The sequence below is a fragment of the Aureimonas sp. Leaf324 genome (assembly GCF_001423245.1).
In the GTDB taxonomy this organism is placed as follows: Bacteria; Pseudomonadota; Alphaproteobacteria; order Rhizobiales; family Rhizobiaceae; genus Aureimonas.
In genome coordinates this window covers 182306-208476 of record NZ_LMOH01000025.1, presented here as the reverse complement: position 1 = coordinate 208476, position 26171 = coordinate 182306, and the positions used below count along the sequence as shown (strand labels likewise).

25 protein-coding genes and 1 pseudogene are annotated in these 26171 nt (G+C 69.8%); 12 read left to right on the top strand and 14 right to left on the bottom strand.

Features of this window, described 5'->3' with window-relative positions; genetic code table 11:
* Positions 1–121 precede the first annotated feature (121 nt).
* Positions 122–1462 (top strand): aspartate aminotransferase family protein, encoded by a 1341-nt coding sequence (locus tag ASF65_RS14955; RefSeq protein WP_055890648.1) that lies wholly within the window; start codon positions 122–124, stop codon positions 1460–1462.
* Here the strand turns inward: ASF65_RS14955 and ASF65_RS14950 are convergent, their stop codons facing one another.
* Positions 1463–3010 (bottom strand): GMC family oxidoreductase, encoded by a 1548-nt coding sequence (locus tag ASF65_RS14950; protein ID WP_055890646.1) that lies wholly within the window; start codon positions 3008–3010, stop codon positions 1463–1465.
* Positions 3007–4374, bottom strand: coding sequence for an alpha/beta hydrolase (locus tag ASF65_RS14945; protein WP_055890643.1), 1368 nt, complete (start codon positions 4372–4374; stop codon positions 3007–3009). The genes ASF65_RS14950 and ASF65_RS14945 overlap by 4 nt, the downstream gene beginning before the upstream one ends.
* 194 nt (positions 4375–4568) lie before the next feature.
* Between ASF65_RS14945 and ASF65_RS14940 the strand changes: the two genes are divergently transcribed.
* Entirely contained in the window at positions 4569–5624 is a 1056-nt protein-coding gene (locus ASF65_RS14940; RefSeq protein WP_055890641.1) for an NAD(P)-dependent alcohol dehydrogenase, read from the top strand.
* Positions 5625–5645: 21 nt separating this feature from the next.
* Here ASF65_RS14940 and ASF65_RS14935 read toward each other — a convergent pair whose 3' ends face one another.
* From ASF65_RS14935 to ASF65_RS14925, 3 genes are all read right to left on the bottom strand, one after another.
* Entirely contained in the window at positions 5646–6113 is a 468-nt protein-coding gene (locus ASF65_RS14935; RefSeq protein ID WP_055890639.1) for a hypothetical protein, read from the bottom strand.
* A 202-nt stretch (positions 6114–6315) separates the two neighbouring features.
* Positions 6316–7935: an exodeoxyribonuclease VII large subunit gene (gene xseA / locus ASF65_RS14930; RefSeq protein ID WP_055890637.1), complete on the bottom strand. Its 1620-nt coding sequence runs from the start codon at positions 7933–7935 to the stop codon at positions 6316–6318.
* The gene (locus ASF65_RS14925) at positions 7929–8882 is read right to left on the bottom strand and encodes a LysR substrate-binding domain-containing protein (RefSeq protein WP_055890635.1); all 954 of its coding nucleotides are present in this window, start codon (positions 8880–8882) and stop codon (positions 7929–7931) included. Before ASF65_RS14925 ends, xseA begins: the two co-directional genes overlap by 7 nt.
* Positions 8883–9068: 186 nt before the next feature.
* Between ASF65_RS14925 and ASF65_RS14920 the strand changes: the two genes are divergently transcribed.
* Positions 9069–9353, top strand: coding sequence for a DUF1127 domain-containing protein (locus ASF65_RS14920; protein ID WP_055890633.1), 285 nt, complete (start codon positions 9069–9071; stop codon positions 9351–9353).
* An 85-nt stretch (positions 9354–9438) separates the two neighbouring features.
* On the opposite strand, the gene ASF65_RS14915 is transcribed toward ASF65_RS14920, so the two are convergent.
* From ASF65_RS14915 to ASF65_RS14900, 4 genes are all read right to left on the bottom strand, one after another.
* Positions 9439–10752, bottom strand: coding sequence for a hemolysin family protein (locus tag ASF65_RS14915; protein ID WP_055890631.1), 1314 nt, complete (start codon positions 10750–10752; stop codon positions 9439–9441).
* A gap of 145 nt (positions 10753–10897) precedes the next feature.
* Positions 10898–11740, bottom strand: coding sequence for a hypothetical protein (locus ASF65_RS14910; protein WP_055890629.1), 843 nt, complete (start codon positions 11738–11740; stop codon positions 10898–10900).
* A 114-nt stretch (positions 11741–11854) separates the two neighbouring features.
* On the bottom strand, positions 11855–13228 hold the full coding sequence (locus ASF65_RS14905; protein WP_055890791.1) for a glutamate--cysteine ligase: 1374 nt from the start codon (positions 13226–13228) through the stop codon (positions 11855–11857).
* Between the two features lie 118 nt (positions 13229–13346).
* Entirely contained in the window at positions 13347–14093 is a 747-nt protein-coding gene (locus ASF65_RS14900; protein ID WP_055890627.1) for a 16S rRNA (uracil(1498)-N(3))-methyltransferase, read from the bottom strand.
* Positions 14094–14247: 154 nt separating this feature from the next.
* On the opposite strand from ASF65_RS14900, the gene ASF65_RS22140 reads away from it, so the two are divergent.
* From ASF65_RS22140 to ASF65_RS22345, 3 genes and pseudogenes are all read left to right on the top strand, one after another.
* Positions 14248–14538 (top strand): SDR family NAD(P)-dependent oxidoreductase, encoded by a 291-nt coding sequence (locus ASF65_RS22140; protein WP_156369328.1) that lies wholly within the window; start codon positions 14248–14250, stop codon positions 14536–14538.
* A gap of 127 nt (positions 14539–14665) precedes the next feature.
* Positions 14666–14770 (top strand): annotated as a pseudogene (locus ASF65_RS22295) (ketoacyl reductase); the annotation flags it as partial.
* Positions 14737–15030, top strand: a complete 294-nt coding sequence (locus ASF65_RS22345) for an SDR family oxidoreductase (RefSeq protein ID WP_348271180.1) — start codon at positions 14737–14739, stop codon at positions 15028–15030. The pseudogene ASF65_RS22295 and the gene ASF65_RS22345, both read left to right, overlap by 34 nt.
* Here ASF65_RS22345 and ASF65_RS14890 read toward each other — a convergent pair.
* Entirely contained in the window at positions 15027–15983 is a 957-nt protein-coding gene (locus ASF65_RS14890; RefSeq protein WP_055890624.1) for a phosphatase PAP2 family protein, read from the bottom strand. The two genes, ASF65_RS22345 and ASF65_RS14890, sit on opposite strands and share 4 nt — an antisense overlap.
* 57 nt (positions 15984–16040) lie before the next feature.
* On the bottom strand, positions 16041–16583 hold the full coding sequence (locus ASF65_RS14885) for a macro domain-containing protein (RefSeq protein ID WP_055890621.1): 543 nt from the start codon (positions 16581–16583) through the stop codon (positions 16041–16043).
* Between the two features lie 131 nt (positions 16584–16714).
* On the opposite strand from ASF65_RS14885, the gene ASF65_RS14880 reads away from it, so the two are divergent.
* Genes ASF65_RS14880 through glcF form a run of 4 tightly spaced genes read left to right on the top strand, consistent with a single transcriptional unit; the run spans position 16715 to position 21073 of the window.
* Positions 16715–18208, top strand: coding sequence for an FAD-linked oxidase C-terminal domain-containing protein (locus ASF65_RS14880; protein ID WP_055890619.1), 1494 nt, complete (start codon positions 16715–16717; stop codon positions 18206–18208).
* Complete coding sequence (gene glcE / locus ASF65_RS14875) at positions 18208–19440, top strand: glycolate oxidase subunit GlcE (protein WP_055890617.1); 1233 nt, start codon at positions 18208–18210, stop codon at positions 19438–19440. Before ASF65_RS14880 ends, glcE begins: the two co-directional genes overlap by 1 nt.
* Position 19441: 1 nt before the next feature.
* Positions 19442–19693 carry a DUF433 domain-containing protein gene (locus tag ASF65_RS14870; protein ID WP_200940060.1) on the top strand — a complete coding sequence of 84 codons (252 nt, stop codon included), beginning with the start codon at positions 19442–19444 and terminating at the stop codon, positions 19691–19693.
* 57 nt (positions 19694–19750) lie between these two features.
* Entirely contained in the window at positions 19751–21073 is a 1323-nt protein-coding gene (gene glcF / locus ASF65_RS14865; protein ID WP_055890616.1) for a glycolate oxidase subunit GlcF, read from the top strand.
* A gap of 58 nt (positions 21074–21131) precedes the next feature.
* Here the strand turns inward: glcF and ASF65_RS14860 are convergent, their stop codons facing one another.
* The 3 genes from ASF65_RS14860 to ASF65_RS14850 form a co-directional block, all read right to left on the bottom strand.
* Positions 21132–21875, bottom strand: a complete 744-nt coding sequence (locus tag ASF65_RS14860; RefSeq protein WP_055890614.1) for a L,D-transpeptidase — start codon at positions 21873–21875, stop codon at positions 21132–21134.
* Between the two features lie 119 nt (positions 21876–21994).
* Positions 21995–22873: a L,D-transpeptidase gene (locus ASF65_RS14855; RefSeq protein WP_055890612.1), complete on the bottom strand. Its 879-nt coding sequence runs from the start codon at positions 22871–22873 to the stop codon at positions 21995–21997.
* Positions 22874–23041: 168 nt separating this feature from the next.
* Entirely contained in the window at positions 23042–23755 is a 714-nt protein-coding gene (locus ASF65_RS14850; protein ID WP_055890610.1) for a DUF2927 domain-containing protein, read from the bottom strand.
* Positions 23756–23912: 157 nt separating this feature from the next.
* Between ASF65_RS14850 and ASF65_RS14845 the strand changes: the two genes are divergently transcribed.
* Both ASF65_RS14845 and hisS read left to right on the top strand, forming a co-directional pair.
* Entirely contained in the window at positions 23913–24554 is a 642-nt protein-coding gene (locus ASF65_RS14845; RefSeq protein ID WP_055890608.1) for a DNA-3-methyladenine glycosylase I, read from the top strand.
* 110 nt (positions 24555–24664) lie between these two features.
* Positions 24665–26167, top strand: a complete 1503-nt coding sequence (gene hisS, locus ASF65_RS14840) for a histidine--tRNA ligase (protein ID WP_055890606.1) — start codon at positions 24665–24667, stop codon at positions 26165–26167.
* Positions 26168–26171 lie beyond the last annotated feature (4 nt).

The window sequence follows — 26171 nt, the reverse complement described above, 5'->3', positions numbered from 1 at the left end:
CGACATATCGAACATGCCGGCGGGCCGGGTCAACGCGATCAAGGTCTTGGCGACCGCCAGAAAAGGACTTGTTGCGGCGAGCGATCCGGGTTTCCCTTCGGCATCGTCAGGAGCCGATCCCATGAACCATCACGCCCGCCCGAACATGCCCGCCCTCGACAGCTACTGGATGCCGTTCACGGCCAACCGGCAGTTCAAGCAGGCGCCGCGGCTCCTCGCGAGCGCGAGCGGCATGTACTACGCCGACATGGACGGGCGAAGCGTCCTCGACGGCACGGCCGGCCTCTGGTGCGTCAATGCCGGGCACGGGCGCCGCGAGATCGCGAGTGCGGTGGAGCGCCAGCTGATGACGCTCGACTACGCGCCGTCCTTCCAGATGGGTCACCCGATCGCCTTCGAGTTCGCCGAACGCCTCGCGGCCATCGCGCCGGGACCGGAGGGCCAGAAGCTCGACCGCGTGTTCTTCACCGGCTCCGGCTCGGAGTCCGTCGACACCGCCCTGAAGATCGCGGTCGCCTACCAGCGCGCGATCGGGCAGGGCACGCGCACGCGGCTCATCGGGCGTGAGCGCGGCTATCACGGCGTCGGCTTCGGCGGCATCTCGGTCGGCGGTCTCGTCAACAACCGCCGCGTCTTTCCGACCCTGCCGGGCACCGATCACCTCCGCCACACGCACGACATCGCCCGCAACGCCTTCACGACGGACGGCCTGCCGAAGCACGGCGCCGAGCTTGCCGACGATCTGGAGCGCCTCGTCGCGTTGCACGGCGCGGAGACGATCGCCGCGGTGATCGTCGAGCCGGTGGCCGGCTCCACCGGCGTCCTCCTGCCGCCGGAGGGCTACCTCCAGCGCCTGCGCGAGATTGCCACGCGCCACGGCATCCTTCTGATCTTCGACGAGGTGATCACCGGCTTCGGCCGTCTCGGCTCGCCCTTTGCGACCGACCACTTCGGCGTCGTGCCCGACCTCGTGACGACCGCCAAGGGCCTCACCAACGGCGTCATCCCGATGGGCGCCGTGTTTGCCGGGCGCCATGTCCACGACGCCCTGATGCACGGGCCGGAGGGCGCGATCGAGCTCTTCCACGGCTACACCTATTCCGGGCATCCGGCCGCCTGCGCCGCAGGCCTTGCGACCCTCGACATCTACGAGAGCGAAGGCCTCCTGACCCGGGCGGGGGAACTCGCCGATCACTTCGCCAACGCGATGCACGCCTTGGCCGATGCGCCGCATGTCGTCGACGTGCGCACGATCGGCCTCGTCGCCGGCATCGAGCTCCAGCCCCGCGACGGCGCGCCGGGCACGCGCGCCTACGACGTCTTCACAGAGTGCTTGGCACGCGGTCTCCTGATCCGCGTGACCGGCGACATCATCGCCCTGTCCCCGCCGCTCATCGTGGAGGCAGGGCAGATCGACGAGATGGCGGCAACGCTTGCCGAGGTGATCGCGGCGACCGCCTGATCAGGCTCGTGCGAGGAACCGCTCGGCGGTCCGCAGCGACAGGGCCATGATGGTGAGGGCCGGATTGGCGATCACCGCGCTCGGGAAGATCGAGTTGTCGCAGATCCAGAGATTCTCGATCTCGTGACTGCGACCGTCCGGATCGACCACCGACGCGGACGGGTCGGTGCCCATCCGGCAGGTCCCGATCGTGTGGGCCGTGCGCGGCAGGACGCGGATGTCGCGTCCGCCGGCCGCCTCCACGATGGCCTTCATCGTGCGCACGGCGTGCCGGTCGATCCGCTGCTCGTTGTCCTTGAGACTGAAGGTGACCTTCGCCTTGGGCACGCCGAAGTCGTCGACCTCGTCCGAGAGCTCCAGGCGGTTGTCGTCGTAGGGTAGGCACTCGGTGTTGATCCCGACGCCCGCCATGAAGCGGTACTGGTCCATCGCCTCGACGAGCTTTTTGCCCCAGAGGCCGGCGCCGCGCGTCATCGTCGTCGCGATCGTCAGCGGCATGACGCCGAGGCTCTGGATGAGGTAGCCGCCGGCAAAATCCGCGTCCTCGGGCCGGATCGTGTCCTCGGTCAGGAGCGAGGATGGATAGCCGCGCCAGCCGCGCATCTCGGTATCGAAACGACCCCAGACCTGCGTCGCGCCGTGCGCCATGAAGTTGCGCCCGACCTGGCCGCTGCCGTTGGCGATCCCCGTGTGGAGGAGAAGGCGCGGCGTCTCGACGCCGCCGGCGGCCAGGATCAAGTGCCGGCAGCGCTGGCGCTCGTCGCGCCCGTTGCGGCGGTAGACGACAGCCGTGACACGGCCCGCGGCATCGCGCTCGATCGTGTGGACGCGCGCCTCCGGCCGGATCTCGGCGCCCATCGAGACGGCGAGAGGCAGGTAGGTCGTGTCCATGCTCGCCTTGGAGCCGTTGCGGCATCCCTGGTGGCACGAGCCGCAGTTGACGCAGGCCTGCCGGAGCGGCGCCGCCTCCTGGGCCCAGTCGCGCGAGACGAGGGCGGCGGGCGCGTCGGTGGCGCGGATGCCGAGCGCCTCGCAGCCGCGCGCCATCATGTCGGCCGAGGCGTTGCGCTTGGCCGGCGGCAGGGGATAGCGGCGCGCCGGGTCCCACGGGTAGTCCGCCGGGCCGGACACGCCGATGAAGCGCTCGACCCGTTCGATGTAGCGGATCACCTCGGCATGGACGATCGGCCAGTCGAGGCCCTCGCCGCTGCCCGACCGCAGCGTCAGGTCGGCTTCGCTCGGGCGGGGTGTGAAGGCGCCCCAGTGCAGCGTCGAGCCGCCGACGCCCATGCCTGAATTGTTGGGGCCGAAGGCGGTCGGCGTGTCGCCGCCCGACAGGCGCTCCTCCATCCAGTTGATGTCGGAGCCTTCCATCTCGTCCGGCGTATGCTCGCCGGGCTCGAAATTGCGGCCGGCCTCCAGCGCCACGACGCTGAGGCCCTTGGCGGCCAGCATGGCGAGGAGCGGCGCGCCGCCCGCACCCGTGCCGACGACCACGACATCGACCGTGTCGTTGACGCCGTGGGTGCGCATGTTGTCAAGCTTCATCGGGCCGTCTCCAAAACCGGTTCCCAGCCTTCGCGCTCGCCGGCGCCGAGGCGCTCGAAGCCCTGCTTGCGCGCGCCGTCGCCGCCGTTGGCAAATCCATCGAAGCCGATCCGCGCCATCGTGGCGGGATGGGCGAGCCAGTGGCGCACGAGATCGACCCGCGCGTCCTCGAACCACGCCGACATCTGATCGGCGCTCAAACCCCCGGCCGGCGGTGCGAAGCGCCCCTCGGCGACGTCAGTGATACGCGCGTCCTGTTCCGCTTCCGGCAGGGCGTCGAGCCCCTCCAGCGCATCGAGCGCGCGGGTGTAGGCCTCCCTGTCGTTCGGCAGAACGGCGGGGCGCCAGCCATCGCCCTTGCCCTCCACGATCTGCCCCTCGACGAGGGTCGCAAGGTCGATCGGCGGGCCGTCCTGCGGCACGACGCGCGTGGCGAGCGCCCGCAACGTCCGGCGCTGCGCGTCGCTCAGGAACCGTGGCGCGGCGTCGGCCGGAAGCAGCCGGCGGGCCAAGATGCCCCGGGTGCGCGCGCTGACGCGCGGCGAGGCGATAAGCTGCGTCATTTCCCGGGGAACCGTCGGCCCGAGCCCCGCGCGCTCGTCCCAGAAGCGGATGATGGCGTCCGCCACCTCTCCCGTGCGCTCCAGCGGCAGGAGGTGTCCGGCGCCGTCGAGCACCTCCATCACCGCCTGCGGATAGACGCGCGCGTTGGTCTCGCGCTGCCCGTCGGGCCCGAGGTCGCCGTCCGCGCCGCCGGCGAGGATCAGGGCGGGCAGCGGCAGGGTCCCGACCATCTCTGACCAGTCCTCGCGGCTGCCGCGCTCGAGCCAGGCGGCCCAGGCTTCCCCCGTCGTGCGGCGAAGGTCCTGTTCCATCCGTGCGTCGTCCTCGGCGGCCAGCGGCGCGCCGACATTGGCGTCGATGAACTGGCGGATGGCCTCGTCGCCGAGCGTCTCTCCGCCGCGGACCCAAGCCAGCATGTCCTCGCGCCGCGCCTCGTCCATCGGCTCAGGTGACGGCGGCGAGCCCGCCAGGAGAACGATGCCGGAGAGGCCGAACAGCGGCTCCTCGCCGGCGAGCGTGCGCGCGGCGAGCACGGTGGCGATCTTTCCGCCCATCGAGTGGCCGGCCAGCAGCCAGCGGGAGGGCAGGCGTCCGGACACCTCGCCCGCCACGTGGCGGACCATGTCCTCGACGCTGGTGCCTCGGCTGAGCGGGGTTTCGCCGAAACCCGGCAGGTCGATGCCGATGACGTCGAAACGGTCGGCAAGACGCGCGGCGACGCCGTCGATGGCGTGGCGGCTCGAGCCGAGGGCGTGGAGGAAGACCAGCGCCGGGCGGTCGGCTGAAGATGATGGGGGCATGGGCTCCGCAGGACCGAAATGGAATCTTCGAGCCCGTCTAAAGTTTGGGCGGCCAACGGGTTCCGCCTGCGCCTGCTGCAAACTGTCGCCCCGCACGGCTGTCACGCCCCTGTCGGCGCCATCGCGCCATGACCCTTTGCGCGCGACCGGTCGGACCTATTTGCGCGCCCATACCCATCAACGGAGAATTGCCCATGTTCCGCTGCGAAGGCTTTGCCACGGACTCCGCCGACAAGCCGCTGTCGCGCACGACGTTCGAGCGCCGCGACGTCGGCGAGCGGGACGTCAAGATCGACATCCTGTTCTGCGGCGTCTGCCATTCCGACCTGCACCAGGCCCGCAACGAGTGGCAGAACACGATCTACCCCTGCCTGCCCGGCCACGAGATCGTCGGCCGCGTGTCGGAGGTCGGCTCCGCCGTCACCAAGTTCAAGGTCGGCGACCTCGCCGGCGTCGGCTGCATGGTCGGCTCGTGCCAGAACTGCCCGAACTGCGCCGACGGCCTCGAGCAGTATTGCGACAACGGCTTCGTCGGCACCTACAACGGCATCGAGAAGGAAACCGGCAAGGTCACGATGGGCGGCTATTCCGACGCCATCGTGGTGGACGAGGGCTTCACGCTGCGCATCCCGGAGAACCTCGAGCTCGCCGCCGTCGCGCCGCTCCTGTGCGCGGGGATCACGACCTATTCGCCGCTGCGCCGCTGGAACGTCCAGCCGGGCCAGAAGGTCGGCATCGTGGGTCTCGGCGGTCTTGGCCATATGGGCGTGAAGCTCGCCCATGCGATGGGCGCGCATGTCGTCCTGTTCACGACCTCGCCGAAGAAGGCCGACGACGCCAAGCGTCTGGGCGCCGACGAGGTGATCGTCTCGACCGATCCGAAGCAGATGGAGGCGCACGCGACCTCCTTCGACTTCATCCTCGATTGCGTCGCCGCCGACCACGACGTCAACGCCTACCTCAACCTCCTGAAGCGCGACGGCACGATGTGCCAGGTCGGCGCCCCGGAGAAGCCGCTCTCGGTCGCCGCCTTCTCGGTGATCTGGAAGCGCCGCTCGTTCGCGGGATCCTTGATCGGCGGCATCGCGGAGACGCAGGAGATGCTCGACTTCTGCGCCGAGCACAACATCACCTCGGACATCGAGATGATCGACATCAAGGATATCGAGGCGGCCTATGCGCGGATGCTGAAGAGCGACGTGAAGTACCGCTTCGTGATCGACATGGCGACCCTGAAGAAGGCCGCCTGATCGCCGCACCGCCGCCCGGCCTCAAGTCGGGCGGCGGTGCGTCCAGATCTCGCGCAGCATCCGGTCGACGATCTGCCGGTAGCGGTCGTCCTCGGCCCGCTCGGCGAGGAAGCGCAGGTCGATCATGCGTTCGATGAACTCGTCCTCGATCCCGCTGTGGAGCCGGCTCTGCACCTCCGCGATGGAGGCCGTGTAGAGCGTCGGCTGGCCGGCGTCGCTCATCTTCCACTGGCTGAGGCTGCGCACCCGGCGGACCGTCCCGTCGGCGAGATGGAGCCCGTAGACGTTGACCATCGGTTCCGAGCGCAGGAAGCTGCGCGACATGCGCTCGTAGAGGACGACAAGGTCCTCGCGGACGACGCGATCGCGAAAGCTCGTGATCTCGACCGCATGAGCACTGGTGCGCTCGAAACCCAGCCGCTCGGCGAGCTCCGGACTGACCGACATGGTGTTCTGCCCGAACTCCCAGATGATTTCCCCGGTCAGCATCCGCCTCGAACCCCGACCGCTCGGCTGATGTTGGGGAGGCAGCTGGGCGGACAACGCAGGCTCCGGACAAACGAGAATCGTTTCGGGACTGATTTGATCGATCGGGTGTTCAGCCGTCAACTATCACGCGTATGGGAATCAACTTTTCAATTCAAGATCGCTGAACGGCACAACATCGATGCACTGACCGCATAGCGGGCGATCAGAACAGGTCGCCCTGGTCCGTCGCCGTCGCAAGCACGGACTTGCGCCGTCCCGGCCTGGCAGGGCGCGGTGCCTCGCCGTCCCCCTCGGTCGCGACGGCCGCGCGGCGGTGGCCGTGGGCGAACTCCACCTCGAACGCGGTGCCGGGCTTCAGGTCCTCGGCTCTCGTGATCGGCGTGTTGTCGGCCCCGCGCACGATGGCGTATCCCCGCTCCAGCACCTGCCGGGGGTCGAGGCTGGCGGCGACGCGCCAGGCTCCCGAGAGCGCCACCTTGCGGCGCGAGACGAGATCGCCGAACGCCCGGTCCATGCGCTCGCCAGCCTGCGCGAGACGCAGGCGCGCCTGGTCGGAGCGCGCGGCGACGACATGCGGGCGGAGCGATCCTTCCAGTCGTTCCAGCTGGTGGCGGCGCCGCGTGAGCGCACGGGTGAGGGCGTGGAAGATGCCGGCCTCGGCGTGGCGCAGGTCGGCGCGGCGGTCGCGGATCGCCGCTTCGAGGCGGGTGGGCGAGAGTTCGGCCGCCGCGTCGCCGAGCATCCGCCGGCGCTCGGCGGTGTAGAAGCGCAGCGCGCGTCCAAGCCCGGTCTCGGCCTCGTCCAGCCGGCGGCGCGGCAGCGACAGGAGGAGGTCGGGCGAGGGCAGGGCGCGGGCGAGGTGGGCAACGGCGCGGCGCTCGGCCTGCAGGGTGCGCGAGACCGCGGCCGAGGCGCGCGCGTCCATTGCGGCGAGCGTCGCCACGAGGTCGGCGCGCACCGGCACGGCCATCTCGGCGGCCCCGGTCGGCGTCGGCGCCCGGCGGTCGGCCGCATGGTCGATCAGCGTCCAGTCCGTCTCGTGCCCGACCGCCGAGATCAACGGGATGGCGGAGCGGGCGGCAGCGCGCACCACGCCCTCGTCGTTGAAGCCCCAGAGATCCTCGAGGCTGCCGCCGCCGCGCGCCACGATGAGGACGTCCGGCCGCGGAACCGGGCCGCCCGGCTCGATGGCGTTGAACCCGTCGATTGCGGCCGCGACCTCCTCGCCGCAGGTCTCGCCCTGCACGCGCACCGGCCAGACGAGGACGTGGAGCGGGAAGCGGTCGGCGATGCGATGCCGGATGTCGCGGATCACCGCGCCGGTCGGCGAGGTCACGACGCCGATGACGCGCGGCATGAAGGGCAGCGGGCGTTTCCGGTCCGCCGCGAACAACCCCTCGGCCTCCAGCTTCAGCCGGCGCTCGTTGAGGAGCGCCATCAGCGCGCCGGCCCCGGCCGGCTGCATCGCCTCCACCACGATCTGGTATTTCGACGAGCCCGGGAATGTCGTCAGCTTGCCGGTGACGACGACCTCGAGCCCTTCCTCGGGCTTGAAGGCAAGCTTGGAGAAGGTCGTGCGCCAGACCACGGCCTCGAGCCGCGAGCGGTCGTCCTTGAGGGCGAAATAGGCGTGGCCCGACGAATGCGGCCCGCGATAGCCCGACACCTCGCCGCGCACCCGCACGTGCCCGTACGTGTCCTCGACCGTTCGCTTCAGCGCGCCGGAAATCTCCGAGACGGAATATTCCGCGACGTTGCTGCCGGCCTTGGCTTCCACGACGTCCTCGACCGGCGCGATCGCCGCGCGTGCACGCTTCACCATCCGGCAAGCCCCACGCCCGGACGCAGGCGCTGCGAGCGGATCATCCGCGTTTCCGGCAGGCGCGACGCGATGGTCTCGCGCGGCGTTACCGGCAGGTTCTGCAGGCTCTCGCGGATGTGCTGGACGAGCGCCGCGACCGCCGAGGACTGGCTGTTGCGCCCACGCATGAGGGCGATCTGGGCGTCGGTGAGCCGCGGGAAGCCTTCGGCCTCGGTGAGGACGCGCATGCCCGGCCGCAGCGCGCATTCCGGCAGCACGCTGACCGCCAGCCCGGCGAGCACGGCGGAGGTGACGATCTGCGCCGACCACGAGGTGAAGAGGATGCGGTGCTCGCGCCCGACGCGCCGCAGCGCCTCGATGCCCTGCTGGCGCCAGCCGCAGTCCGGCCGGCCGATCGCCAGCGGCAGCACGGGCTCCTCGTGCACCGAATGGGCGGCCGAGGTGACGAAGTGCAGCGGTTCGGTGCGCACGATCTCGGACCAGGCATGGGTCTTGGTCGGGCAGACGAGGGCGACGTCGAGATGGTTCTTCTCGACGTGCTCGATCAGGCTCGAGGTCGTCTCGCAGGCGATCTGCAGTTCCACTCTCGGGTTGGACCGCACGAAGCGGGCCATGATCTCCGGCAGGAAGCGCTCGGCATAGTCGTCCGGCAGGCCGATGCGCACGTGGCCCTCGATCGTCTCCTCGTCGAAGGCCGATAGGGTTTCCTGGCTGAGGCAGAGCATCCGCCGCGCATAGGTCAGGAGCCGTGCCCCGTCGTCGGTAAGCTTCACGGTCCGCCCGTTGCGCTCGAAGAGATCGGCGCCGAGCCGCTCCTCCAGCCGGCGCACCTGCATGGAGACGGCGGACTGCGTCTTGAACACCTCCTCCGCCGCGCGGGTGAAGCTTCCGGTGTCGACGATGGCGACGAAGGTGCGGAGCTGGTCGAGATCGAGCGGCGAGGCCATGGCGGCGACCCATCAGGATTGATGATGCTGTTCATAAGGAACATTCGTTGGCCTGATCCGTCAAGCCGATCTATCTCCATCCTCGTCAACACCGCGCCGATCGTTTCCGCCGCCGGACCCTCCGTCCGGCGGAACGGCCCCGCCTTGTCCCGACGCACCGTATGGCCCTCGAAAGGAGACCTCGCCATGACGCTCGCTACGAAGACGCCCCGCCCGTCCGTGATGGACATGCTCGCCCCGACCAAGGGTGGCCTGGCCTTTCCCGCCTTCCGCGCGATCGTCCGCACGCTCCTCAATCGCCGCGCCGCCTATCGCGTGTCCGAGCTTCCCGACCACCTCCTGAAGGACATCGGTCTGAAGCGGGACGACGTGCACGAGGCGCTGCACGCCGACTGGCGCGAGGACCCGACCTTCAAGCTGGCGCTCGCCGCCGCCCGCCGGCGCGGCCGCGTCAGCCCCCGCCGGGACTGAGCGTCGCAAGCCCCAACAGAAAAGGCCGCCGCGAGGAACCGCGGCGGCCTTTTTCATGTCCGGGCGTCAAGCTGCGCCGGCGCGGTCAGGCGTCCTCGCGCATCGCGCCCACGAGTTCGCCGGTCTGCACCGCGAGGATCTTGTCGACGCGCCGCCCGTCGAGATCGACCACCTCGAAGCGCCAGGCACCGTACTGGATCGATTCGCCGACCTCGGGGATGTGGCCGAACTGGTCGAGGATGAAGCCGGCCAGCGTTTCGTAGTCGCGCTCGCGCGGCAGCTGTGCCGAGCCGAGCGTCCGCTCGACGTCGTCGATCGGCATGCCGGCGTCGATGAGATAGGAGCCGTCGTCGCGGCGCACGGCCGAATAGTCCTCCTCGGCGCCCTCGGGCAGCGAGCCCGCGATGGCGGCGAGGATGTCGGTCGGCGTCACCACGCCCTCGAACGAGCCGTACTCGTCGAGCACGATCGCCATGTGGATGTTGACCGCGCGGAACCGGTCGAGAAGCTTGAGGACCGGCATGGTCTCGTTGACGTAGAGCGGCTCGCGCACGGCGGTGCGCACGTCGATCGAGCCGGTCTGGCGGTACTGCTCCAGGAGTTCCTTGGCCTGCACCACGCCGACGAGGTCGTCGACGTCCTCGGAGGCGACGGGGAAGCGCGAGTGGCCGCTCGAATGGATCTCGTCGAGGATCGCGTCCGGCGAATCGGCCAGCGAGATCCAGGCGACGTCGGGACGCGGCACCATGATGGAACGCACGTTGCGATCGGCGATGCGCAGCACCCCCTCGATCATCTCGCGCTCCTTCTCCTCGAAGACGCCCGATTCGGTGCCCTCGGCGATCATCGCCTTGACCTCTTCCTCGGTCACGGCGTTCTCGTTCTTCTCGTTGGCGCCGACGAGCTTGCCCACGGTCTCGGTCGAGACGCGCAGGAACCAGACGATCGGCGCTCCGATCTTGGCGAGCGCACGCATCGGCGACGACACGAAGCAGGCGATCGCCTCCGGATTGGCCAGCGCGAAGCGTTTGGGGACCAACTCGCCGAGGATCAGCGAGAAATAGGTGATGAGGACGACCACGAGGCCGAAGGCGAAGCCTTCCGCATAGGCGCCGATCACCGGAAGCGGCGCCAGGAACTCGGCCAGCGGGCCGGCGAACACCGAGCCACCGTAGGCGCCGGCGAAGATGCCGACGAGCGTGATGCCGATCTGGACGGTGGACAGGAAGCTCGTCGGGTCGTCGATCAGCTTGATCGCCCCTTCCGCCCCTCGCTTCCCGCTTTGTGCCATCTGCTGGAGACGGGCGCGGCGGGATGAGACCACCGCCAGTTCCGACATCGCAAAAAAGCCGTTGAGAAGAATCAGGAAGACGACGATCAGAAGGTTAGCGACTAGCATCCGGTATCCGTGAGGGACCTCGAGTCCCTCGATTGACGATGCGCGGGATTATAGGCGGCAGGGCCCCGCTCTTCCAATAGCGTTCGCGTGCAAACTTGCGTCGGCGCGCCCCAAGCCTTGCAGGATCGGGCCTCCGCCGCTCCGTTCAGCTTCCGGGCGCGCGCGGGCCGGCGCCGTACCGATCGAACAGCCCGAGCATCTCGCGCATGTACTCCGCCTGCAGCGACTGCGCGTTGGCCAGCATCCCGGCGAACGCGAAGGGACCGGACGGCGCGGTGCTCCCTCGCTCGGGCGCCGGGGCGGGCTGGCGCGGCGGCGGGGGTGCGGCGGGCGCCGACGGGCGCATCCAGCCGGTGGTCCAGGCCGTCATCAGCGCCATTGGGTCCATCAGCTGGGCGGCCGCCGCGTTCATCCAGGGCCAGCCGCGCAAGGCGCCGGCGAAGAGATCGGTCATCGCCTGCTGCTGCGAGCGTGGCGCGTCGGCGGGGCGGCTGAAGGCTTCCAGCGCGTTGGCCGACCGGCGCATGGCTTCCGCCATCGCCTGCCCCGCCGGGTCGCTCGGATAGGAGCCCGGCGCCTGCCGGCCGAAGGCGGCCATGGTCTGCAGCATCGACTGGAACGACAGGAGCCCGAGGGCCGGCATCATCTTCTCGATCACGTCCGGCGCCTGACCGCTGAGGAGCGAGGCCTGGCGCGCCACCGCACCGGCGAGCTCGGGTCCGAACAGGGTGCGCACGAAGGCTTCGCCCGCTTCCTGCGAGGGCAGGGGGGACGCCGTGCCGAAGGGCAACGACGGTGCGAAACCGCGCAGGAGCTTGCCCCAGGCATCGGGGTCGAGCATCGAGCGCTGGAAGCCCAGCATGAAGGCCGGCACCAGCGCGTCCGTCGTGCGGCGCATTTCCTCCTGGCTGAGACGGAACTGCGTCGCCAGCCGGTCGGCCAGGACGCCCGCGTCGGTGGCGGTGAGCCAGTCGAAGAAATCGGTCATTCCGGTCCCCGTATTCCCCCGTGCGAGACGCCGCACGGCGCGAAGGGGCAACATGACGCGCCCTGGCGGCGCTGCCAAGCCGGTTGGCGGCATGTCGCCGCCGTTCGCCCCGTTTCAGTAGGCGAGATGCTGGAACAGGGGATCGATCCGCCCGCCCCAGGGCCCGCGATGGAGGCGCAGAAGCTCCTCGGCCGCCGTCTCGCCGCGCGCCAGGATGTCGGCGAGCGGCGCGAGGAAGATCGTCTCGTCGTGGCCGTCCTCGTTGAGGCGCGCGCGCGCAGCAAGACCCTGCCGGGCGATCTCCAGCGTCTCGCGCGCGAGATCGAGGACGGTGCCGTCCCGGAACGGGGTCGCGAGGCCGAGGCGGGGCACGCCCGCCCGCAGGCGCGAGGCCTCGTCGAAGTCGATGTCGCGCGTCAGTTCCATCGCGGCGTCGAGCGCGCCCTCGTCGTAGAGAAGGCCGGTCCAGTAGGCGGGCAGGGCGCAGATGCCGCGCCACGGCCCGCCGTCGGCGCCGCGCATCTCGATGAAGCGCTTGAGGCGCACGTCCGGGAACAGCGTCGACAGGTGGTTCGCCCAGTCGCCCATGTTGGGTTCGGGCTGTGCGACCCGGCCCTTGAGCGCGCCGTCGAGGAACTGGCGGAAGGTGATGTCGGTCGCGTCGTGGTAGCGCCCCTCGCGCATCACGAAATACATCGGAACGTCCAGCGCCCACTCGACATAGTCGCGATAGCCGAAGCTCTCCTCGAACACGAAGGGCAGGAGGCCGGAGCGCTGGTTGTCGACGTCGGACCAGACGTCGGAGCGCCAGGACAGGAGCCCGTTCGGCTGCCCCTCGGTGAAGGGCGAGTTGGCGAACAGCGCCGAGGCGACGGCCTGCAGGCGCATGCCGACCTGCATCTTGGCGCGCATGTCGGCTTCCGAGGCGAAGTCGAGATTCACCTGGATGGTGGTGGTGCGGAACATCATGTCGAGGCCGCGCGTGCCGACCTTGGGCATGTAGCGCGCCATGATGGCGTAGCGCGATTTCGGCATGACCGGCGTCTCGTCGAGCCGCCAGAGCGGGCTCGATCCGATCCCGAGGAAGCGGATGCCGAGGGGATCGGCGATCTCTCTGACATCGGCGAGATGGCGGCCGGTCTCGATGCACGTCTCGTGCAGCGTCTCCAGCGGGGCGCCCGACAGCTCGAACTGCCCGCCGGGCTCCAGCGAGATCGCGCCCTGGCCGCTGGCGCCCGCCAGCCCGATGATCCGCCCCTCGTCGAGGATCGGCTCCCAGCCCGACAGCGCGGCCATGCCCTCCAGAAGGCGACGGATGCCGCGATCGCCCTCGTAGGGCACGGGCGACAGGTCGGCCGTGTAGAAGCCGAACTTTTCGTGCTCGGTGCCGATCCGGAAATCCTGCGGCGGCTTCTCGCCCTCGGCGATATGGGCGACCAGTTCGTCGACGGAGCGGATCGGGGTCAGGTCGGTGGTGTCGCGCGCCATCGGAGGCTCCGGGCAGAAGTCGGGATCGCCGGGGTCGTAGGACCCCTGCATATAGGGGCGGTGTCTGTCCGCTTTCCGGGCGGCAGGCAAGGGGCATCCGGTGAACGGTGCGGCCGCGTCACGCGGCGATCCAGTCGCCCGCGCTCGCCTGGATGGCGGCAAGGGCTGCCACCGCCGCGGTATCGGCGCGCAGGATGCGGGGGCCGAGCGAGATGCGATGAACGTTCGGCAGCGCGAGGAGGCTGGCCCGTTCGCCTGCCGAGAACCCGCCTTCCGGGCCGATCAGGAGCGCGAGCGGCTGCCCTTTCAGCGCCCCGAGCGTCTCGAGCGGGCTCGCAGCGTCCGCGCGCTCGTCGCAGAAGATCAGGGCCCGTGCGCTGTCCCGCTCCGCGAGGAACCGATCGAATCGCAGCACCTCGCGGCATTCGGGCACGGACAGGATGCCGCACTGCTCGGCCGCCTCCACGGCGTTGGCCGCCATGCGTTCGACGTTGACGCGCGGCGCCTGGCAGTGCTGCGTCAGGACTGGCTGCAGGACGCCGGCGCCCATCTCCACCGCCTTCTGGACCATGTAGTCGAGGCGCGCGCTCTTCAGCGGGGCGAAGCAGTAGTGGAGGTCGGCGGCCCGGGTCTGCTCGCGGACTTGGCTTTCGGGAACGAGCGACAGGCGCTTCTTGCCCTCGCGCTTCAGCCGCGCGCGCCATTCGCCGTCGCGTCCGTTGAAGACGAGGACGCCCGCGCCGTCGTCAAGGCGCAGGACATTCAGAAGGTAGTTCGTCTGGCCGGCATCCGCCTCGACCGCCTCGCCCGCGGCAAGGGGTGCATCGAGGAACAGGCGCTGGCCGGAAAAATCGTAGTCGGGCATGCAATTCCTCGAGGCGTCGGGCGGCGCCCGACGGGCTGCGGACGGTTCGCCGTGGCTTCATCGAGCGCGCCGGCTTCCTTCGTTGTAGCGAGCCGCCCGGCGATTTCCACCCGCGCCGCCGGGCGCGCGCGGGAAACCCTTCGAGGAACTCGACATGGATCCTCGGATCGGCGGGCGCGTCGCCATCATCACCGGCGCCAGCGACGGCATGGGCTGGGCGACGGCCAGGCTCTTGACGCAGGAGGGCGTGCGGCTCGTCGTCAGCGACGTCAAGACCGACGTGCTGGAACGCGAGGTCGCCACGCTCGGCGGCGAGGCGATCGGGGTGAAGGCGGACGTGACGAGCCAGGCGAGGTCGATGCGCTCGTCGCAGCGGCGGTCGAGCGTTTCGAAACGGTCGACGTCGGGGTCAACACCGGCGCCAAGGGCGACCCGCTCGAGATGACCGACGCGGACGACGAGGAGGCCTGCCGGACCGATTTCTGTCGGCCGTGCGCGTGGCGCGGGCCGCCGTGCCGGTGATGAAGCGGGGCGGCTGAGGGCGCTTCGTCTGTGTCGCGTCGGAAAACGTCGTGCAGCCCTGCTCGGAGGAAGCGACATACAATACAGCCAAGGCGGCGTTAGCCGTCTTTGTGAAAGGCTTATCCTACAAACTCGCGGCCGACGGCGTCCTCGTCAACACGGTCGCGCCCGCCTTCATCGCGACGCCAATGACCGACGAGATGATGAAGAAGCGAGCGGAGGAAAAGGGCGTCTTCTTCGAGGAGGCGATCGAACCTCCCTCGAGGAGGAGCGACCCGGCATCGTCCAGAAGCGGCGCGGCGAGGCCGAGGAGGTCGCCGCCGCGATCGCGCTCCTCGTCTCGGAGCGCGCGTCCTTCGTCAACGGCGCGAACATGCGCGTCGAAGGCGGATCGGTGCAGGCCGTGCAGAACTAGAGACTGGGGGCGAGCGCCGTCTCCACGCGGTTGGCGCCGGACGTTGCATCCAGCGCGGCGACCGTTCTGCGGGCCGCCGCGTTCGCCACCACGAAAAATAGGAGGCCGCCGAAGAGATCCAGAACGTAATGGGAGCCGTGCAGCAGGATTGCGGGGACCATCGCGAGATTGATCGCTAGGAACGGATATCTCAGAGCACGAACAGGCCAGGCGAATCGCGTGCACAAGAGCGCCAGCACGGTGTGGAACGACGGGAAGCCGATAACGCCGGTCATCTCGTCAGGAGAAATCCTATCGGGCCCGTGCCGGAGCAGATGAAGGAGCATGGAGCCGACGTCCGGCCCCACCATCGGCGCTACGATGCGGGCGGCTTCCGCTGAGATCGTCTGGAAGGCGGAAATGCTGATCGAGGGGAAGGCACCCCAGAAGACGACGGTCGCGATCGCCGCGAAGACGAGCGTCACCTGCATCCGGTCCAGCATTGTCCAGAGACGCAGTCCGGCCAGTGCCAGAATAAGCACTGCGATCTGAGCCAGGGTCGAGGCGTAGATCCATCCCAGAAGCCTCGCGAGGTGCGGCCAGCCGGCACTCCACTCCACCCAGTCGCTCCAACGATAGCCGATCAGCGCATCGCTTCGCGCCAGCCATGGATCGAGCGCGAAACCGGAGTTGGGCAGAAGAAGGTAGTTGTACGTCGCAAGGACCGATGTGAACTGCAGGAGCAGGGCCGTCGAGAGCGCTGCGGAAGCGAGGCGCTCGTCCCTCCCGCTGAAGCGATAGGCGGCTCCGACCAAGCCTACCGCCAGGACGAGCGCCGCCTGCAGCGCGTAGCCGGACCAGTCGATCGGCGTATGTCGCACCGACGTAATCGTTGCGATCACGAGGGACACGCACAAAATGGACATCGCAAGGATGCGCTCGCCGGGACGGGCGAAGAGGCGGGTCAGCTTCATGGGCGCGGACGCTAGGTCGCCTCCGTTTCAAACCGATGAAGCCCGGCGCCTCCCGGCTCAACTATCTTTGTTTTCGGCCACCTCAAGCGCACGGCCGTAGGTCGCCGCATCCGCTGGGGAAAAGCAGACGAGGACGATGCGCCGGAAATGGCCGGTGTCGGCCGCCGCCAGCGCCTCGCGCGCCGCGATGCGGGCGGCCCGGCATTTCGGGAAGCCGTGGACGCCGGTGGAGATCGCCGGGAAGGCGATCGAGCGGAGGCCGTTCTCGTGCGCCAGCGCGAACGACGCCCGGTAGGCGCTCGCCAGCACCTCGTCCTCGCCCTGCGTGCCGCCGTGCCAGACCGGGCCGACCGTGTGGATGACGCGAGCGGCGGCCAGATGGTAGCCGAAGGTGATCCGCGCCTCGCCCGGCGGACAGTCGCCGATCGTGCGGCATTCCTCCAGAAGCTCGGGACCGGCCGCGCGATGGATCGCCCCGTCGACACCCCCGCCGCCGAGAAGGCTCGGGTTGGCTGCGGTGACGATCGCGTCGAGCTTGCATTCCGTGATGTCGTCGACCGTGACCTCGATCACCGTGCCGGCCCGCTCGATCCGCACCATGACGTCCTCCTCGGCCGCCGGGTCCTCCCGTATCTCCCGTCACAAATTGCGGCGTCCGGGTTTCGTGGAGGCTCGGAATTGCTCTAATCTGCGTCCAAGACCAATCGACAACATAATCACGGGAGGCGCCGATGACCATCGCGATGCCGAAGCCGCGGCCCGAGATCATGGCCCGGCGGGCCGCGATCGTGGCCGCCATGCGCGCCATCGTGCCGGGCGAGGGCGTGGTCGACGCCGGCGTCGAGATGCGCGTCTTCGAGACCGACGCCTTGACCGCCTATCGCCAGATGCCGCTCGTCGTGGTGCTGCCCGAGACCGTGGCGCAGGTGGCCGCCGTGCTGCGCTACTGCCACGAGACCGAGGTCCCCGTCGTGCCGCGCGGCGCCGGCACGTCGCTGTCCGGCGGCTCGCTGCCGCTGGAAGACGGGGTGCTCCTCGTCCTGTCGCGGTTCAACCGCATCCTCGAGGTCGACTTCGACAACCGCTGCGCCGTGGTGCAGCCGGGCGTGACGAACCTCGGGATCACCAAGGCGGTCGAACACGCCGGCTTCTACTACGCGCCCGACCCGTCCTCGCAGATCGCCTGCTCGATCGGCGGCAATGTCGCGGAGAACTCGGGCGGCGTGCACTGCCTGAAGTACGGCCTGACGGCCAACAACGTTCTCGGCGTCGAGTTCGTCACCATCGAGGGCGAGGTGATCCGCCTCGGCGGCAAGCACCTCGATTCGGAAGGCTACGACCTCCTCGGCCTCCTGACGGGCTCGGAAGGCTTGCTCGGCGTCGTCACCGAGGTCACCGTGCGCATCCTGCAAAAGCCGGAGACGGCGCGCGCCGTCCTGATCGGCTTCCCGACATCGGAGCAGGCCGGGGCCTGCGTCGCCGCGATCATCGCGCGCGGCATCATTCCCGGCGGCATGGAGATGATGGACGCGCCCGCGATCCGCGCGGCGGAGGATTTCGTCCATGCGGGATACCCGCTCGACGTCGAGGCGCTCCTGATCGTCGAACTCGACGGGCCGGGCGCCGAGGTCGACCATCTCCTGCGGGAAGTCGAGGGCATCGCGCAGGGCAACGGCGCGACCACCGCGCGCGTCTCGCAGTCGGATGCCGAGCGCATGACCTTCTGGGCGGGACGCAAGGCGGCCTTCCCGGCGGTGGGCCGCATCTCGCCGGACTATCTCTGCATGGACGGCACGATCCCGCGCAAGGAACTGCCGCGGGTGCTGGCCGGCATGCGCGCCCTGTCGCAGAAGCACCGCCTGGCGGTGGCCAACGTCTTCCATGCCGGCGACGGCAATCTCCACCCCCTGATCCTCTACGACGCCTCGAAGGACGACGAACTGCAGCGCGCCGAGGACTTCGGCGCCGACATCCTGCGCCTGTGCGTTGCGGTCGGCGGCGTTCTGACCGGCGAGCACGGCGTCGGCATCGAGAAGCGCGACCTGATGCCCGAGATGTTCGGCGAGGACGACCTGCGGCACCAGCAGCGGGTGAAATGCGCCTTCGACCCCAAGCACCTTCTCAATCCCGGCAAGATGTTCCCGGTGCTGCACCGCTGCGCCGAACTCGGCCGGCTCCATGTCCACAAAGGGCAGTTGCCCTTCCCCGAACTGCCGCGGTTCTGATGTCCTCAGCATCCCATGCGCGCCCGTCCGGCGACACGCTTCGTCCCCGCTCGCCGGAGGAGGTCCTCGAGATCGTCGCCGCGGCGCTCGCCGACGAGACACCGCTCGCCGTCGAGGGCTCGGGGTCCAAGGCCGGGTTCGGGCGCCCGGTCCAGGCGGCCCGCACGCTCTCGCTGTCGGCGCTGTCCGGCCTCCATTTCTATGAGCCAGAAGAGCTCGTCCTGTCGGCCCGAGCGGGCACGCCGATCACCGAGATCGAGGCGCTGGTCGAGGCGAAGGGGCAGCGCCTCGACTTCGAGCCGATGGACTACGGCCCGCTGCACGGCCGCCCGCGTGGCCTCGGCACGCTCGGCGGCGCGATCGCCTGCAACCTGTCCGGTCCGCGCCGGCTGAAGCAGGGAGCGGCGCGCGACCACATCCTCGGCCTGTCGGCCGTCTCGGGCCGGGCCGAGGCCTTCAAGGCGGGCGGGCGCGTCGTCAAGAACGTGACGGGCTACGACCTGTCCAAGGGGATGACCGGCTCCTTCGGCACGCTCGCCGTCCTTACCGACCTGACGATCAAGGTGATGCCGAAGCCCCCGGCCGAGACGACGCTGGTGGTGCGCGGGCTCGACGACGAGGCGGCGGCCGGCGCGATGGCCGCGGCGATGGGCTCCTCGGCGGAGGCGTCCGGCGCCGCGCACCTGCCCTACGGCATTCCGGCGCGCGTTGCCGAGGGCGCGCTCGGGCGGGAGGCGGCCACCGCTATCCGGCTCGACGGGTTCGGCCCGTCGGTCGAGGCGCGCGCCGCGCACCTCGGCGTGGGTCTCCAGCGCGTCGGGTCGCTCGAGCGGCTGGAGGGCGAGGCGTCCGCCGCCTTCTGGCGCGACGTGCGCGATGTCATGCCCTTTGCGGACGGCACCGAGCGACCGGTCTGGCGCATCTCGATGACGCCGACGCGCGCGCCGGGTTTCGTCATGGCGCTGCGGATGCGGCTCGCCGCCGACGCCTTCTACGACTGGCAGGGTGGTCTCGTCTGGCTGCGCCTCGATGGAGGACCGCAAGCCGAGACGGTCCGCACCGAGCTCGCCCGCCACGGCGGCGGCCACGCGACCCTCGTGCGCGCGAGCCTCGCCGAGCGTGCGGCCGTCCCGGTGTTCCAGCCCCAGCCTGGCCCGCTCGCGGCCCTGTCGCAGCGCCTGAAGGACCAGTTCGACCCCAAGGGCATCCTCAATCCCGGACGGATGGGCTGATATGTCCGCCGAAAACGAGATGAGCGAGATGACGATCGATCAAGCGATCTCGTGCGACTCCGATATTTTGTCGGGAACCCCCGTCTTCGCGGGGACCCGTGTTCCCGTCGATGCTCTGATCGACCATCTCATCGACAACATGTCGATCGACGAGTTTTTGGAAAACTTCCCGACGGTGGAGCGATGGCAGGTCGTCACCGCAATCCGGTTCGGCGCACGATCGCTGGGAGCCGGCGCGAGCCAGGCCGAATAGCGGTATCAATATCGTTCGGCCGAAGGCTGCACACGCTCTTCGAAAGATGAAAGCCCCATGCAAACCGCCTTCTCCCCCGAAGCCCTGCGCGATCCGGACACGGCCCATACGGAAGGCATCGTGCGCAAGTGCGTGCATTGCGGCTTCTGCACGGCGACCTGTCCGACCTATGTCACGCTCGGCAACGAACTCGACAGCCCTCGCGGGCGCATCTACCTCGTCAAGGAGATGCTGGAGAACAACCGGCCGGCGGACGAGAAGACCGTCACCCACATCGACCGCTGCCTCTCCTGCCTCGCCTGCATGACCACCTGCCCGTCCGGCGTGAACTACATGCATCTCGTGGACCATGCGCGGGTGCATATCGAGCGGACCTATCGGCGTCCGCTCCCCGACCGGCTGATCCGGTGGCTTCTCGCCAAGGTGCTGCCCTATCCCGGCCGCTTCCGCCTGGCGCTCCAGGCCGCGCGGCTCGGGCGGCCGCTGGCGGGCGCGCTCGACGGGATCAAGCCGCTCAAACCCCTTGCGGCCATGCTGAGGCTCGCGCCGACGCATCTGCCGGCCGTGCCGGTGCGGCCCGTCGCGCCCGCGTCTGCAGGGCGGCGCGTCGCGATCCTCGCCGGCTGCGCCCAGTCGGTGCTCGATCCCGGCATCAACGCGGCGACCGTCCGGCTCTTGGGGCGGCTCGGCATCGAGGTCGTCTCGCCGCCGGGCGAGGGGTGCTGCGGCGCGCTCGTCCACCACATGGGGCGCGAGGACGAGGCGCTCGGCTTCGCGCGGCGCCTCGTCGACGCCTGGACCGCCGAGATCGAGGGGCGGGGGCTCGAAGCCATCGTGATCACGGCGTCGGGCTGCGGCACGACGATCAAGGACTACGGCCATATGCTACGGCTCGATCCGGCCTATGCCGAGAAGGCCGCGCGCGTCTCGGCGCTGGCGACGGACGTGACGGAGTATCTGGCGACGCTCGACCTGCCGTTGCCCGAGCGGCCGGTGGACGCCGTCGTCGCCTATCATTCCGCCTGCTCGATGCAGCACGGGCAGAAGATCGGCCAAGCGCCGAAGGTGCTTCTGGCGCAGGCCGGCTTCACGGTGCGCGACGTGCCGGAGGGACACCTGTGCTGCGGCTCGGCCGGGACCTACAACATCCTGCAGCCGGAGATTTCGGCGAAGCTCCGCGACCGCAAGGTCGCCAACATCGAGAGCATCCGGCCCGACATCATCGCGACCGGCAATATCGGCTGCATGACGCAGATCGGCTCGGCCACCGCGATCCCGATCGTCCACACGGTCGAGCTTCTCGACTGGGCCTTCGGCGGCGAGAGGCCCGCCGCGCTCGAAGGGTTCACGCCGCGCCCCGCGGCCGTCGCGGCGGAGTAGGAACGGCGAACGGCCCGCGCGAAGGCGGGCCGTTCGATATCGCTTAGAGGGACTGCGATCAGCCGAAGACGCCAGCGAAGAGGCCGGGCTTACGGCCGGCCGGACGCACGGTGCCGGTCTCCTGCACGAGGCGGTTCGGCTGGCCCGGGCCGATGACGACGACCTTGGTGCCACGCTTGGCCCGCTCGTAGAGATGGGCGACGTCGTCATTCATCATGCGGATGCAGCCCGACGACATGTTGAGGCCGATCGTCCAGGGCTGGTTGGTGCCGTGGATGCGGAACATCGAGTCGCCGCCGCCGCGATAGAGATACATGGCGCGCGCGCCGAGCGGGTTTTCCGGGCCGCCCGGCATGTAGGCCGGCAGGATGCGGCCCTTGGCCTTCTCGCGCACGCGCATGGCGGCCGGCGGCGTCCAGCCCGGCCATTCGGCCTTGCGGCCGATCGACATGGTGCCGCCCCAGGAGAAGCCTTCCTTGCCGACGCCCACGCCATAGCGCGTCGCCAGGCCGTTGCCCTCGACGAAGTAGAGGAACTTGCGGTCGGTATCGATCACGATCGTGCCAGGCTTTTCCTTGGTCGCGATCCGCACCGACTGGCGGGCGAAGCGCGCGTCCGGCTTCTTCATCATCTGCGTCTTGCGCTGGACGGTCTCGGTGCGGATGCGGGCGCGGTCACCCGAGATCCACTGGCCGCTGGCGTGGTCGTAGACCCGCACCTGTGCCTGCGCGCTGGCGGTGGACGGAGCCGCGAAGGGCGCGAGGCCCACCATGAGGGCGAGGAGGAGAGGCGTCGTCTTCATGGGCGGATTCCCTTGGCAGGAGAGCGGAGGACGGGTTCGTTAAGGGTCACGGACAATGGTGGAGCGCGTCGTCGCCCATGCCGAGTCCCCAGTCGCGGATTTGCAACTCTCTGTTGCAGTCAGAGCACGACGACGCGGGTGCCGACGTCGACGCGATCGAAGAGGTCGATGACGTCCTCGTTGCGCATGCGGATGCAGCCGGACGACACCGACTGGCCGATCGTCCAGGGCTGGTTGGTGCCGTGGATGCGATAGAGCGTCGAGCCGAGATAGAGTGCGCGCGCCCCGAGCGGGTTCGCCTCGCCGCCCGGCATGTGGTCGGGCAGGATGCGGCCCTTGGCGCGCTCGCGGGCGATCATCTCGGCGGGCGGCGTCCAGCCGGGCCATTCGGCCTTGCGGGTGACCTTGTGGCTGCCGGACCAGCCGAAGCCCTCCTTGCCGACGCCGACCCCGTAGCGCATGGCCCGACCGCCGGTCTCGACGTGGTAGAGGTAGTGCGAGCGCGTATCGACGACGATCGTGCCGGGCGCATAGCCGCCGGCATAGTCGACGCGCTGCGGCAGGAAGGCCGGGTCCATGCCGCGCGGCGGCGCCTCGCGGCGGGCCGCCGCGCGCGGGGCCGCGAACGCCGAGGCGTAGACCGGGCCGCCGGTGCGGCGCGTGCTCCCGAACACGGGCGCGGCGCGACGGGCCGGTTCCCCGAAGACGACCGGCGCGCGGCCCTGGCGATAGGCGCCCAGCGGCTGCATCGGACCGCCGCCCTCGGGGATCACGCCGACCGGGATGTTGCCCTCGAAGACCACCGTGCCCGGTGCGATCGGGGCGGCGAGATGGCGGCGGGCGTAGCCCGGCACGACGCCCGAGCCCGGCGAGAGCTGGCGCACCCAGGGCTCGGCGACGCTGGGCGGCACGGCGAGCGGACGGCGGTCGCGGGCTTCGGCCGCAAGCGTCATGGAGCCGATCAGCGACAGGGCTGAGAACGCGAGGAGCAGGCGCATCCGGGAACCTCGTTCAAACGGCGCAGCGACCCTCAAGGAGGCGCGCGAAAACCTAGGGTCGAGGATGCCGGGCCAATCGCCAGCGAAAGGTGAATCGCGGGGCCCCGGAGATGCGCTGTCCCGCGCTTCCGCCGGGCAGGGTGAACGGGCGGTAAAGCCTCCGGCGCCTCAGCCGCGCGCGCGGCGGCGAGCGTCCCGCAGGACGGCGGGCAGGAGCGGCGCGGCCTCGGCCTGGCTCATGCCGGGTTTCAGCCGGGGATCGTAGAGCATGTTCATCAGCACCCGGTCGTAGGGCCCGAAGTTCGTCAGCTTCGAGGTGTCGTTGAAGACGCTGTCGGGCGCGTCGGCATTGTCGTTGAGGGGCCCGAGCCCCTGCAGCACCTCCTCGATCAGGCAGCGGCGGAACAGCGCGTCGCCCTCGTTCGACACGATGATCGCGTCCGAACGCGTGATGCCGGCGCGCCCGTAGGAGGCGCGCACCACGCAGTTGCCGGGCACGCGCATGAACGGGCTGCGATAGACCTCGCGGCCGATGCGCTGGTAGTCGCTGCGGTCGACGACGTGGACGACGAAGTTCGCGTCCTCGCCGGGTCTGGCTTCCGCGACCTCGAGCCCGCCGATCTGCCGGCGGATCTGGCGCATGAAGGCGCGCACGGCCGCGCGGCGGTCGGTCGCCGCGGTGTTGTCGATCCGGTAGCGCACCGGGCCGGCGAAGCGCTTGAGATAGGTCGAATCGCTGAGGGACCCGGTGATCTCCGCCCCGAACACCACCCGCTCGAACCCGTCGATCAGGGCGGCGTCGGGCGGCAGGCGCTGGGCCGCCGCCGGGCCGGCGGACAGGAGACCGGCGACAAGCACGGCGCCGCCGAGGCGTCCTGCCATTGCCCTTCTGCCCCGCTTGCCCCAAACCATCGCGCTCACATGCCCATGCTGCCGGCCCGCCGTCAGTTGGCGGGCGGCGAGGGCGACGCGCAAGCGGCGACCGGCGACAGTCCACGGCAAATGTGCCGCATCACGAATGGAGACGAGGGAGCGCGGGATGGAGACGACGGCGGAGGGCCTCCGGACCGGCTCGGACGGGACGGCGCGCTGCGCCTGGGCGGGCGAGGGGGCGGACTACGTCGCCTATCACGACGGCGAATGGGGCCGGCCGAGCGCCGACGATGACCGCCTCTACGAGAAGATCTGCCTCGAAGGGTTCCAGTCCGGCCTGTCCTGGATCACCATCCTGCGCAAGCGCGAGGCCTTCCGCCGCCAGTTCGCGGGCTTTGCGATCGAGGCGGTGGCCGAGATGGGCGAGGCGGACGTCGAGCGTATCCTCGCCGACCCCGGCGTGGTGCGCCACCGCGGCAAGATCGCGTCCGCGATCAACAACGCCAAGGCGGCGCGGCGCCTGCGCGAGGAGACCGGCGCCTCGCTCGCCGCCTTCCTCTGGCGCTTCGAGCCGCCGGAGGAGGAGCGGCCAGCCAGCGTCACGCTCGACTGGGCGCGGGCGAACCCGCAGGTTCCCGCCTCCCAGCGCCTTGCCAAGGCCCTGAAGGCTCGAGGCTTCACCTTCTTCGGCCCGACCACGGCCTATGCCTTCATGCAGTCCATGGGCTTCGTGAACGATCATCTCGCCGGATGCTGCGCACACGACGCGTGCCGGCGTGCGCGCGCGGCCTTCAAGCGGCCGGTCTAGACCCCGCAAACCTTGCCGCTGGGGCGCCGGATGGGCTAGGACGCGTGCCATCCGCATACATTTCGCGGGGTGCTCCTCGGCGCCCCGCCCCGTCACGTCTGGAACGACCCATGGCCCCGAAGAAGCCCTCCCGCGTCAAGGCGCGCCAGCCGCGCGGCTTCGTGGATCGCAGCGCGAGCGACCTCTACGCGCAGGACCGGATGCTCGCCACCATCCGCCACGTCTACGAGACCTACGGGTTCGAGCCGGTCGAGACGCCCTTCTTCGAATACACCGACGCGCTCGGCAAATTCCTGCCCGATTCGGATCGCCCGAACGAGGGCGTCTTCTCCCTGCAGGACGACGATGAGGAGTGGCTGAGCCTGCGCTACGACCTGACCGCGCCGCTGGCACGCCATGTCGCCGAGAGTTTCGAGGATCTGCCGAAGCCCTACCGGTCGTATCGCGCGGGCTATGTCTTCCGCAACGAGAAGCCGGGTCCCGGCCGCTTCCGCCAGTTCATGCAGTTCGACGCCGACATCGTCGGCGCGCCGAACGTCTCGGCCGACGCCGAGATGGCGATGATGATGGCCGACACGATGGAAGCGCTCGGCATCGCGCGCGGCCAATACGTCATCCGGGTCAACAACCGGAAGGTGCTGGACGGCATTCTCGACGCGATCGGCCTCGAGGGCGACCAGGGGCGGCGGCTGACGGTGCTGCGCGCGCTCGACAAGTTCGACAAGTTCGGCGCGGACGGGGTGAAGCTTCTGCTCGGCGCCGGACGCCTCGACGAGAGCGGCGGCAAAGGCGACTTCACCAAGGGCGCGGAGCTCGACGAGACGACGATCGCGCGCGTCCTCAGGATCTTCGACGCAGACGGGCTGTCGGGCGTGCGCCAGGCCTTCGGGGGCCATGCGGGCGTCGACGGCGGTCTCGACGAACTCTCCCAGATCGAGAGCTTCGCGCGCACCGCCGGCTACGAGGCCGATCGCGTCAAGATCGACCCGTCCGTCGTGCGCGGCCTCGAATACTACACCGGCCCCGTCTTCGAAGCCGAGCTCCTGTTCGACGTCGTCAACGAGAAGGGCCAGAAGGTCCAGTTCGGCTCGGTCGGCGGCGGCGGGCGCTACGATGGCCTCGTCTCGCGCTTCCTCGCGACGCCCGTGCCCGCCACCGGCTTCTCGATCGGCGTCTCGCGCCTCCAGACCGCGCTGAAGAACCTCGGGCGCCTCGAAGGCGAGCGGCGCACCGGCCCGGTGGTCGTCACCGTGATGGACCGCGACCGGATGGCCGACTACCAGGCGATGGCGACGCAGCTTCGCGCCGCGCTGAACGGCCCCGGCCAGCCCGTCGTGCCGGTCGAGGTGTTCCAGGGCAATCCGAAGCAGTTCGGCAAGCAGCTGCAATATGCCGACCGGCGCGGCGCGCCCGTCGTCGTCATCCAGGGCGGCGACGAGAAGGCGGCCGGCAAGGTGCAGGTCAAGGACCTCGCGCTCGGCAAGGAACTGTCGGCCGGCGTCGAGGACAACGCCGAATGGCGCGAGATGCGCGCCGGTCAGGAACTCGTCGACGAGGCCGATCTGGTGGCCGCCGTCCGGGCGATCCTCGAGCGCGCCGGCGGGGCGGCCTGACGCG